We start from the raw sequence: 11080 nt of genomic DNA on the forward strand, positions 1-11080 counted from the left end.
AAGATGATCAGCAAGCGAGCCAAGGATTATCTTTTCTCATTGCTGAGCATCGTCGCTGTATTGGCGCTGGTCGGTTTAATATCCGAGATCGTCTTGCGCGCCCAAGACCCGCAGGGATTCAAGATCTCCCTTTTCGGATCAAAGGGGAACTACGTCGATGACGAAGTGCTGGGTTGGCGGCCGGTGCAGGAACAGTATTTTTGGCACGAAAGCACCAGACCGCTGGTTTTGCAAAAGTCGGAGAACGCAATTCGCGTCTTTGCAATGGGCGATTCGTTTACAAAGGCTCACGGCGGCATCGGTCGTGAAAACAGCTTCTATCATCTAATCGAACAACGCCTGGAACAGCGCTGTCAACCTGGCGAGCTAGAGGTTTTTCACTTTGGAGTAAGCGGATATTGCCAACGGCAGCAACAGGCGCTGATCGAGCGTTTCGGTAGTGAGTATTCGCCTGATCTGGTGATTATCCAGGCCTACCTTGGCAATGATGTGGGCGAGAACGGAGAGCTGATCATTCGCCGGGTTGACTCAGAGGGCAAGTGGCACAACAGCTATCAAGGACAGTCGGAACAGCCGAACCAGGAACGGGTCGAACCTGCGACAAAGCGTCTGGCCGACTTCCTGTACGTGCATTCCTACGCTACGCGATTCTACGGCAGGCGGCTGAAGATTATCTGGTGGAAGATTAACGGCATACCGATCGAGGTCAAACATCCCGGCCGCGGACATCAACCCAAACCCACGGCCTTGGACTCGATCAACGTTTCGCCCCACATTTTGCAACTGATGAACCGCGATGTCCCGCAGCCGATCGAGCTGGCCTGGGAGCGAACCGACTCGCTCATCGGACAGATCCAACGGACTGCGCAAGCAATGGACTGCGGCTTGTTTTTTATCCTCGTACCCCAAGAACTACAGGTGAACCACGACGCATGGCGCGAGGCGGTCGAATCGTTTCACCTCGACCAGGCGCTCTTTGATCGCGAATTACCCAACGCGCGCTTCATCCGGATCCTTGAGCAACACCAGATCGATTACCTCGACCTGACACCGATATTCCGTCGGCTGATCGAAAACGGTTCTGATTTGTACGATGGCCACTTCAACGCAGAAGGCCATCGCGCGACCGCCGAGGCCACGCTGGAGGCCCTGTCCGCAAGCGGGATGTTGCCATGAGCCGTTTGCCGCAACGTCCGATGTATCTCACCGCGGGCAACTTCCCGTCGATCGCCGCCAACACGATCCAGGTCGCCAAGATGTCAGCCGCGTACTCAAAGCTGCTGCCAAACCTCAGCTGCGTAGCTCTGTGCGGGATGCCGGCGAGAATATTTCAAGAGCCGCCTGACCTGCAGCAGATGTACGGCCTTTCCGGTCCGCTTGACGTGCGCTATCTGCCGTTGTTGCCCTTCCAGCGAACCTATACATTTAACCGTGAATATCGGCCGCCGAAATGGTTTTACAATCTGGCGGCGCGTTATGCCCGATCCGCCGGCGCGGACCTGGTGTTTACACGCAAGCCCGAGACCGCAATCGTCGCCGTTCGTCTCGGCCTGCCCACGATTTTGGAGACCCACATCCATTGGGAGCAGATCGCCCACCTGCACAAATACCGTGAGCTGTTTTGTCAGCCGCAGCTGTTGGCGATTGTTGTAGTGGTCGATGTGCTCAAACAGGGATTCATCGAGGCGGGCATTGCCGAAGACCGTCTGATCGTCGAGCCCGACGCTGCGGACCTCGAGCTGTATCGAAAGCCGCTCTCGAAGTCCGAGGCACGATCCGAGCTCGGCCTGGATGCCGATGACTTCCTCTGCGTCTACACCGGTCACCTCTACAGGGACCGCGGTATCGAACTGATCATCGAGGTGGCAAAACGTCTTGCGCATGTCCGGTTCCTGATCGTCGGGGGCTGGGACGAAGACGTGCGTCACTATCGAAATTTATCACAGCGGCAAGGCGTGACGAATGTTCGTTTTAGTGGTTTCGTCGACAACGGCCGAATACCGATCTACCAGTTCGCCGCAGATGCCCTGCTGATGCAATACAGCGCGGGCACGCATCATGCCGAGCGTTGTTCGCCGATCAAACTGTTCGAGTACCTCGCCGCGGGCAGGCCGATAATCGCCACCGACCTACCGGTATTGACCAAGGTACTGCATGATCGGCAAAACGCGCTGCTTGTGGAATCGGACTCCGTAGACTCCCTGGTCGACGCGATCGAACTGCTGCGCAACGACTCTGGGTTGGCTCAGCGCCTGGCCGATTGCGGCTGCCGATCGAGTACGCAATACGGCTGGCAGCAAAGGGCAGCGCGCATACTTGATCGGGCATTGCCGCGTTGGGAAGCCCTATGCCGGGCATAGCCGGACTGTTCGACAGCTCGCTGAACGCGGCCCAGATTGAGCAGCGGCTGAACTCGGGCTCGCGCAGGATACGACGCACGGACGATCAGAGCATCGATTCCCAGGCAGTCGACTCTTTTGGCGTTGCAGCAATATTCCGCAACAGAGCAGTTCCCGGCGCAAGCCTGCTGCATGGCGATGAGGGGCTGCTGGTCGCGGTGGACGGCGAACTCAGGAGATGCGCGGCGATACATCCTGATAAAAATCCGGCGACGTTGGTCGCTACACTCTACCGCGAGCACGGCGAAGATTGGGTCAAGCTCGTTCAGGGCGAATTCTCGACGGCGATCTACGACCCGGACCGATCAGCGCTGCTGTTGCAGTCCGATCGATTCGGTATCAGGCCGCTGTATTACGCGAGCAACGATCAATCGGTCTGTTTTGCCTCGACCATGGCCGCGCTGGTCGCCATCGATCCGCAGTTTGGAAAAGAGTTGGATTGGCAGTCGGTAGCCGATTATTTCGCCTACGAGATGCTGCTTGCCGACCGCAGCTTTCTTCGTGGCGTGCAGCTGGTGCCGGCCGGTTCAACGGTGAGGGTATCGGACAATGCGATACAGGTCGGTCGATACTGGAGCATCGAGCAGATCGAGATCCGCAGGGATGAGAGCTTCGATGCGGCGGTGGACAGAGCCGACGAGCTGTTGCAAACGGCGGTGGACGGATGTTGCTCCGATGGACTACGACACGGCCTGTACATCACCAGCGGTCTGGACAGCCGACTGATCGCCGGTTGCCTGCAGCGTAGCGGGCGAGAGTTCGACTCATTCACCTACGGCATTCCCGGCTGCCGCGACATGGTATGGGGCGCGGAACTGGCTGCGCTGACCGGCGGCAGGCACCACCGGTTTCCGTTGGAGAACGGACGCTGGATCGTCGAGCATGCCCAAGGATTCATCGCTGCGACAGAGGGAATCGTCCAGCCGTTCCATTCGCACGGAATTAGCGTATACCCAGCGGCATCAGAATTGATCGACGTCCACCTCAGCGGTCATGGCGGCGGCGCGTTCCTCGGATTGGACACCAGCGATCAGGGGCTTTACGCGGAAAACGATCCACAACAAAAGCGCGAGAAGCTCGATGCGCTGTTCCGCCTGCGGCTGTGCAAAGGATTTTCGCAGGCCGACTATCAACGCCTTTTCACGCCCGAGGCGTACGCTCAACTTGACGGTCTCTACGGACGATCATTCGGGCGCGAGCTCGATCGCTTCATTGCATTGCCCAGTGAGCTGATGGTGGACGGCCTTACGCTCAACAGCCGCTTCCGCAAGTTCTTCAGCTACCTGATGGCGGCTGAGAGAGATTTCTACGAGCTGCGTTGTCCATTTATGGATTACAATCTGATCGACTATGTATGCTCGTTGCCGTTCGAGATCAGGGCTGGTAGGCGTTTGCAGATCGGCATGATTTCACAAAAATTCCCAAACCTGGCCAAGGTGCCCTGGCAGGGGAGCGGATCATCGCTGGGCGAGGGCAACGCCTGGGACCGACTGCGCAATCGCCTCCGACTTTCCGCCGATCGCCTGCTTGGCGACACGATCCCGGCCCTGCGATTGCCGACCGAGCCGGGACGCAACTACCCGCAGTGGGCTTTTGCCGACTGCACGGACTGGATGAGGCGGATTTTCGGCAGCGAGCGGCTACGGCATCGAGGAATCCTCAACGCCGACTATCTGATCGAAATGCTCGATGGCTTGCCCGAGGTGATGCAAAACCAGCCCTATCAACAACAGCGAATCAGGGTCTACCGATTGGGGATGGCGATTTCGTTCGAGCTGATGTGCCGCAGGGTCTTCGACGGGAGCGAGAATTGAGAGCAATGAGCAATCGTTCGATAACCGTAATCGAGCCACCCAAAGGTTGGGAAGCGATCGATCTGCGCGAGCTGTGGCAATACCGCGAGCTGCTGTACTTCCTGGCCTGGCGCGACATCAAGGTGCGCTACAAGCAGTCGTTTCTCGGTATCGCCTGGGCGATTCTCCAGCCGTTCGTGACGATGGTCGTGTTCACGTTGATTTTCGGCAGGATGATCAAGATGGAGGGCGAGCAGATCCCGTACTCGATCTTCGCCTTCATCGGACTGGTGATCTGGACCTATTTCTCGCGGGCATTGGGCACCTCGACCCTGAGCCTGGTGGCCAACTCACCGCTGCTGACCAAGATCTACACGCCGCGGGCGATATTGCCGATCAGCGGTTCGCTGGCCGCGCTGGTCGACCTGGTGGTCAGCGTGATCTTTATGCTTGGACTGCTGGCGCTCTACGGCTATTACCCGAACTGGGGATTCCTCTGGATGCTGCCGTTCTGCCTGCTGGCGATGCTGACCGCGGTCGGCTGCGGGCTATGGCTTTCGGCGATCAACGTGCGCTACCGCGACATCGGCCAAATCGTGCCGTTCGTGATCCAGATCTGGTTCTTTCTCACGCCGATCGTCTATCCGCTGAGCGTGCTGGGCGAGAAGTGGCGCTTCCTGTTTTGGCTCAACCCGATGACCTTTATCATCGACGGATTCCGCTGGGCGGTTACCGACTATCCGTTCCCGCCGCTGGGAGGGGCCGCTGCGTCGCTGCTGATCGTCGCGTTCCTGCTGGTGAGCGGATCGTACTATTTCCGTCGCATGGAAAGCAGCTTCGCGGACGTGGTGTGACAATGAATGACGACATCGCAATCAGGGTCGAGGGGCTGGGCAAGCGCTACCGTTTGGGCACGATGCGCAAAGCCTACGATCTGCTCAGCGAGAACATCGGCGATTTTGTGCGCAGCCGAGTGCTGCATCGGCAGGCGCAGGAAAAACCGCCCGACGACCAGATTCTCTGGGCGCTTAAGGACATCTCGTTCGAGGTCAAACGCGGCGAGGTGCTGGGGATTATCGGCCGCAACGGCGCGGGCAAGAGCACGCTTTTAAAAATTCTCTCGCGGATCACCACTCCCACCGAGGGCCGGGCCGAGATCCACGGCCGCGTGGGCTCGCTGCTCGAGGTCGGCACGGGCTTTCACATGGAGCTCACCGGACGCGAGAACATCTATCTCAACGGCTCGATCCTGGGCATGTCCCGCGACGAGATCGCGGCCAAATACGACGAGATCGTCGAGTTCTCCGAGATCGACCGCTTTATCGACACGCCGGTCAAACGCTACTCCAGCGGGATGAAGATCCGCCTCGGGTTCGCCGTGGCCGCGCATTTGCAGCCCGAGATCCTGCTGGTCGACGAAGTGCTGGCCGTGGGCGATGAGGCGTTTCAGAGAAAATGTCTGGGAAAGATGGGGAATATTGCTGCAACAGGTAGCACGGTTGTATTTGTCAGCCACAATCTACAAACGGTCAGGCGACTTTGCCAACGAGGGATGATTATAGAAAATGGAAGTATATCCAAGACGGGCGAGGTCGACTTGGTAATACACTCATACCTCGAACAGGTTGTCGGACCGGATCAAGATGCTATGGATATTTCTCAGTATCGAAAGACCCGTATGACACAGGAGTTCGATATCGATAGAGTTGAGATACGGAACAGCCAAGGCGTGATTACAAATCTGGTATTGATGGACGAGGAAATAGAGATCAGAATATTTTTCAGGATTCAGAATGATTCGAGGAGTTATCGTATAGGTTTGGTTTTCCGTGCACAGGATGGAACGCGCATCGCAACCCTTGTTAGCACACACAACGGCAAACAGCCGATACGCGTCGATTCGAACAAAACTTATTTGATATCCGTTCGTACGCACGGCCCACTTTTGCCCGGGTCTTATTATATCGATATTAACGCTAAAAATTCTCATGATAAATATGTATTTGCAGTTGAAGGGTTTCCTTTTACGATCGCCCCTGTCGGGAAGGAGGAAAAAGTTTACGATGGAGTCGGGATTATTAGAATGGAAAATGAATGGTCAGATATAGTTCCGGTTGAAAATTGGGATGCAATTTCAGATTGCGGTGGTTCCAATAATTCAAAAGGTAAATGAGTAAGGAGAGCTGTGCATGATGACGATAAAAGAATACTCATACAGTGAGTTGACGCAATGGCGCACGGAGTGTTTTAAGAGATTTCATGGAGTATTCAACCTACCGATAGTTTCTCCTGGAGATAAATTACGTGAATATTTAGGGCCGGACAGTGTTCTGTTGGACGTGGGCGCGGGTCATCAAAAGGTGCTTAAAACCTCGTTGGGTTTGACTAACCATCAATATTTCTCAATGGATGATGATCCGGTGGGAGAATTCAATTTTGATAATTTTAGCGACATCCCGGAAACTCTGTTTTTCGATATCATCGTTGCCAATCAGCTTCTGGAGCACTTAACGATAAGCGAAGCGATACCGATGATGCAAGCTGTCTATAAAAAATTGAAAATAGGGGGACACTTTATCGGGACGGTACCAAATGCACAACACCCCGTAAGGCAGTGGGGGGATGCTACGCATGTTACCGCATGGCCGTTGGGCGATTTGTATGGCCTGCTAAGTATGGTTGGCTTCTCAAAACCGCAACCTTATCGATATACTAAGAGGCATCTGACGCGCAATCCTATTGAGCGCTTCATTGTTAAAATAGTGTCAAAAAATTATCGAATTGATTGGTGCGACAGCTTGATGATCGTCGGACGGAAGAACGATTGAAAAAGTAGAACGAAGATGAGTATTGAGAAGATAAAAAAATGTGAGATTATCAAACTGGAGATTGATCGCCGTTTATACGCTATACAGCTTTGCCGCAAATCTCATGCCGTTGCCGAAGCGCCAAGGCTCGTTGTGGTAGGTTATCAGCCCAACGAGTTGTCGCGGAAGATACTAAAGATCTGCATCGAAAGTATACAGCGTTTTACCATTGTGCCTTATGAGCTTTGGGTTGTGGACAACAACTCACCGTTTCAGAACGCGCAGTGGCTGCTCGATTGGCCCAATATAAATGTGGTCTTGAATCGGACCGAGCCGAGAAGTCAATTGAAGTTGCATCGGCGATTGATGCCGTGGCGCGAGCTGAGTTCAAAGCAGCATAGCGGCAGTTATGCCAATGCAGCGGCCCTGGAAATCGCCGCGAAATTGATCGACAATGAATCCAGGTACATAATGACGTTGCACATGGATACAATGCCCGCGACTTTCGGCTGGCTCGGCTTTTTACAAGGCAAGATTAACGATACAGTGCGGGCCGCGGGAGTAAGAATGGATACTGCCCGCGTTGAGCAAGGCGTACTGCATGTATTGGGATGTCTTGTCGATTTTCAGTTGCTAACACAATTGAAGGTCGGCTTTTTCCCGGACCTTCCGCGATTGGATGTCGGCGACAGGGTGACTGTTGCGCTTAGAGAAGCCGGCTATCAGGTTTATGCCTGCCGCAACACGTTATGGCAGCCGGAGCTGGCAAGTAATATCCCCGGAGATTCGCCGTTCCGATCTTTGAACGTGGATCGTTCATTTGATGATGACGACAACATTATTTTCCTGCACCTGGGAAGAGGCATCGTGAAATCAGAGGGCAAAAAATTGAACGGCATGAACCCACAGCAGTGGATCGAGTTTGCCGAGGATTATTTGGCTAAATCGCCTGGAAAACCTAAATGAACAATACAATGCCATCGAAGAATGTTGTCCCTAAAAAGATGTTTAATCGACTGGACTACAGCCTGCGACGCTATTATGTGGATGAATATTTGTCGCGTAATGTATCGCTGATTCCAATTGCTGGGTCGGTGCTCGACCTCGGAGGAAATAAAATACGAAAGCGCGGTGCGTTCGATATTGAGAAATACGGCTTGAGGGTTGTATATGCGAATCTGTCCATTGACAAGCTCCCCGATGTACAGACGGATGCGAGCTACGTTCCGTTTATGGATAATACATTCGATGCGGTGATCTGCTCGGAGCTGCTGGAGCATGTGCCGGAGCCGATGTCGGTACTAAGGGAGGCTTGGAGGTTGCTCAAGCCTGGAGGACTTATGCTTATCTGTGTGCCGTTTCTAGTGCCGATTCATGGCGACCCGGACGATTATGGCCGATATACGGATACTTTTTGGCTCAAAGCCCTGGAACAGTCGGGGTGGTCGGATATTTTAATTGAAAAACAGTGGTACTTTTGGAGCGTTCTTTTGGATTTCATTCGCGCCTACTTACATCAGAGAATTAAAGAGGGGCGTCCGCGGACCACTTTTCTTCAACAACGGATCAAGGGAATTGTAGCCCGAACAAAGCACATGGCTCTGAGACGCGACGCACGGCACGGACTTGCCGAGCATCCATTTTACACCAAGTTCACAACTGGATTCGGAATAAATGCGGAGAAGCAATTGGCAGAGAAACTAATATCAGAAACTGGAGCTAAAGAGTGAAGCTTCGCATCGCAATAAACGCCAAGCGGATCGATGGGCCATACGGCGGTGGAAATCAATTCCTGAAGGCCCTGGAAAAATATCTGGTCGCACAGGGGCATGAACTTTTCCGCAAGCTTATACCCGGACTGGATGTAGTCTTAATAGCAATCGCCAACGACAATGCTAGAATAAATGCTTTTAGATCTCAGGAAATAGAACGTTATCTGTTGGTATTTCCCAATACAATTGTGGTGCATAGGGTGAATACCTGCGACGAACAGCGCGGATCTGACTTGGGAAACAACAGCACGATTATGAAAATCAACCGCTTGACCGATCATACGGTGTTCGTTAGCGAATTCTTAAAGCAGGTATTTGTCGGGCACGGCTGGTCGCAGGACAAGCCAAATAGCGTGATTCATAACGCGGCCGACCAATCGATCTTTAATACCACCGAAAAAGCCACCTGGGAACCTGGACAGAAAATGAAGGTCGTCACACATCACTGGTCATCGAATTATTTAAAAGGCTTCGATATTTACGAACGTTTAGACCAGTTGCTCGGTACTGAACCGTACAGCAATCTATTTGAATTTACCGTGATCGGCAACGTGCCGTTAGGCCTCGAATTTAAAAACTCCAAGAGACTGGCCCCGATGCACGGGCCTGAGTTGGCCGAGGAGCTGAAAAGTCGGCATCTCTATTTATCGGCGGCGCGACATGAAGCAGGTGGCAACCATTACATTGAAGCCATGGCCTGTGGCTTGCCCGTATTGTATTTGAAAAGCGGATCGCTGCCTGAATATTGCGTAGATTATGGGATCGGGTTCGATTTAGTTGATTTTGAAAAGCGGTTGATCGAAGCGAGAGATACATACAAGATGTTAAGCGATCGTGTGCTTGAGTATAAGTATAGTGCAGAAGATGCGGCACAAAGATACGAAAAGATCTTTATCCGTATGGTGAATGATGGCGATTCAACCATTTCTTCTACTTCAAGATTTGCTAGATATCGATGGTGGATAGGATACAATATACCCAAAATGATACGGTATGTAATGCGAGCGATTAAATGAGAAGATTGCAGGCGATATTTTCTCTGCCGAGCGTCAGGCGTTGGCCACAGTATTCCCGATTGTTCTTGTTGAAGGACAGGGCCTTATGGGTTTTATCCGAAGAGGCCAGGGCGTTGAACAGTATCTGCAATAAACTGGGCTGCCAGGTCGCTGATACACGATATTTACCCTACGCAAAAAAACAAGCGGTCTTCCATTTCAACCGTTATGAACTGTTTTTCAGTGATTATTGGGAAAGAAGTTCCCACCGTTTGGCGACAGTTTACTACCATGGAATGCCAGGCTGCGGCGAGCCCGCCTTTGACAAATCCTTTGATGGGCTGTGCCGGATGCATCAACGCCTGGACCGGATTCAAGTCACAAATAACAGGATGAAGGAGCTGATACTTAGTTCCGGCATTGATCCTGCCAAGGTGTTTCTGATCCCGATAGGTGTGGATAGCGGACTGTTTAGGCGGCCGAACGCTGAGCAGAGACAATCGATTCGTGCCCGACTGGGCATTCCCGATGGTTCGATTGTCATTGGATCGTTTCAGAAAGATGGCTGTGGTTGGGGTGAAGGCAACGAGCCCAAGATGGTTAAGGGACCGGATGTGTTTTTGAAGGCGATCGAACTTTTACGAGAAAATAATCCACATATTTGTGTGTTGCTGACCGGTCCCTCGCGAGGTTTTGTCATGAACGGGCTGAAAAGATTGGGAATAGAGTACAAGCATATATTTGTGGAACGATACGAGGAGATGGCGGATATCTATCACGCGTTGGATATCTATATCGTTGCCTCCCGGGAGGAAGGAGGGCCCAAGGCAGTATTGGAAGCCATGGCCAGCGGCGTACCGCTTGTCAGCACTCGAGTCGGTCAAGCTGTTGAGCTGGTGGAGCACTGTGTTAACGGGTGGATTGTAGATCTGGAGGATGCCGAGGGTCTGGCGCATTGGGCTGGTTATATTATCTACAACCAGGGGAATTTAGAGCAGGTCCTTGACAGCGCGCGGAACACTGCGGAGATGAACTGTCTCGACGACCAACTGCCCTTGTGGCGTAATTTCATGAATGGTTTTGTTGAGGGAATGCCCAACTCGTATCCTAAGTGATGCGCTTAATGGGGAAGCTGCTTCGAGACATGGTAAAGCACGCGGGACGAATCCTCCGGGGTTAGAAATCGAACAGCGGATCGGCTCTGCGAGCCCTACGGAATTTCAGCCAGGCGAGCCTCATGGCCCAGGACCAGGCTTGCATAAAACCGATCCGTCCAGCCAGGCTGTATAACGTTGACCATTGTGCGCCTGAAGA

10 protein-coding genes are annotated in these 11080 nt (G+C 53.1%); all 10 read left to right on the forward strand.

Annotated features, from left to right (window positions below; translation table 11 throughout):
* The first annotated feature begins 3 nt into the window (after positions 1 to 3).
* The 10 genes from P9M14_17200 to P9M14_17245 are packed head-to-tail and all read left to right on the forward strand — an operon-like array spanning position 4 to position 10881.
* Positions 4 to 1176: an SGNH/GDSL hydrolase family protein gene (locus tag P9M14_17200; protein ID MDP8257485.1), complete on the forward strand. Its 1173-nt coding sequence runs from the start codon at positions 4 to 6 to the stop codon at positions 1174 to 1176.
* On the forward strand, positions 1173 to 2360 hold the full coding sequence (locus P9M14_17205) for a glycosyltransferase (protein MDP8257486.1): 1188 nt from the start codon (positions 1173 to 1175) through the stop codon (positions 2358 to 2360). Before P9M14_17200 ends, P9M14_17205 begins: the two co-directional genes overlap by 4 nt.
* On the forward strand, positions 2348 to 4213 hold the full coding sequence (locus P9M14_17210; GenBank protein MDP8257487.1) for an asparagine synthase-related protein: 1866 nt from the start codon (positions 2348 to 2350) through the stop codon (positions 4211 to 4213). Before P9M14_17205 ends, P9M14_17210 begins: the two co-directional genes overlap by 13 nt.
* Before the next feature lie 5 nt (positions 4214 to 4218).
* Positions 4219 to 5046 carry an ABC transporter permease gene (locus P9M14_17215; protein MDP8257488.1) on the forward strand — a complete coding sequence of 276 codons (828 nt, stop codon included), beginning with the start codon at positions 4219 to 4221 and terminating at the stop codon, positions 5044 to 5046.
* Between the two features lie 2 nt (positions 5047 to 5048).
* The gene (locus tag P9M14_17220; protein ID MDP8257489.1) at positions 5049 to 6365 is read left to right on the forward strand and encodes an ABC transporter ATP-binding protein; all 1317 of its coding nucleotides are present in this window, start codon (positions 5049 to 5051) and stop codon (positions 6363 to 6365) included.
* A 16-nt stretch (positions 6366 to 6381) separates the two neighbouring features.
* Entirely contained in the window at positions 6382 to 7020 is a 639-nt protein-coding gene (locus tag P9M14_17225; GenBank protein MDP8257490.1) for a hypothetical protein, read from the forward strand.
* 15 nt (positions 7021 to 7035) lie between these two features.
* Complete coding sequence (locus P9M14_17230) at positions 7036 to 7965, forward strand: hypothetical protein (protein ID MDP8257491.1); 930 nt, start codon at positions 7036 to 7038, stop codon at positions 7963 to 7965.
* Positions 7962 to 8729, forward strand: a complete 768-nt coding sequence (locus P9M14_17235; protein MDP8257492.1) for a class I SAM-dependent methyltransferase — start codon at positions 7962 to 7964, stop codon at positions 8727 to 8729. Before P9M14_17230 ends, P9M14_17235 begins: the two co-directional genes overlap by 4 nt.
* The gene (locus tag P9M14_17240; protein MDP8257493.1) at positions 8726 to 9787 is read left to right on the forward strand and encodes a glycosyltransferase; all 1062 of its coding nucleotides are present in this window, start codon (positions 8726 to 8728) and stop codon (positions 9785 to 9787) included. Before P9M14_17235 ends, P9M14_17240 begins: the two co-directional genes overlap by 4 nt.
* A complete protein-coding gene (locus P9M14_17245) occupies positions 9784 to 10881 on the forward strand; it encodes a glycosyltransferase (protein MDP8257494.1) in 1098 nt (365 codons plus the stop codon). Before P9M14_17240 ends, P9M14_17245 begins: the two co-directional genes overlap by 4 nt.
* Positions 10882 to 11080 lie beyond the last annotated feature (199 nt).

Origin of the sequence: Candidatus Alcyoniella australis, assembly GCA_030765605.1 — a bacterium.
Lineage (GTDB): Bacteria > Lernaellota > Lernaellaia > JAVCCG01 > Alcyoniellaceae > Alcyoniella > Alcyoniella australis.

Bases quoted from the DNA above. Each gene is read 5' to 3' on its own strand.
- P9M14_17210 (MDP8257487.1), top strand. From the start codon at position 2,348: ATGCCGGGCATAGCCGGACTGTTCGACAGCTCGCTGAACGCGGCCCAG.
- P9M14_17220 (MDP8257489.1), top strand. From the start codon at position 5,049: ATGAATGACGACATCGCAATCAGGGTCGAGGGGCTGGGCAAGCGCTAC.
- P9M14_17215 (MDP8257488.1), top strand. From the start codon at position 4,219: ATGAGCAATCGTTCGATAACCGTAATCGAGCCACCCAAAGGTTGGGAA.
- P9M14_17235 (MDP8257492.1), top strand. From the start codon at position 7,962: ATGAACAATACAATGCCATCGAAGAATGTTGTCCCTAAAAAGATGTTT.
- P9M14_17200 (MDP8257485.1), top strand. From the start codon at position 4: ATGATCAGCAAGCGAGCCAAGGATTATCTTTTCTCATTGCTGAGCATC.
- P9M14_17230 (MDP8257491.1), top strand. From the start codon at position 7,036: ATGAGTATTGAGAAGATAAAAAAATGTGAGATTATCAAACTGGAGATT.
- P9M14_17245 (MDP8257494.1), top strand. From the start codon at position 9,784: ATGAGAAGATTGCAGGCGATATTTTCTCTGCCGAGCGTCAGGCGTTGG.
- P9M14_17225 (MDP8257490.1), top strand. From the start codon at position 6,382: ATGATGACGATAAAAGAATACTCATACAGTGAGTTGACGCAATGGCGC.
- P9M14_17205 (MDP8257486.1), top strand. From the start codon at position 1,173: ATGAGCCGTTTGCCGCAACGTCCGATGTATCTCACCGCGGGCAACTTC.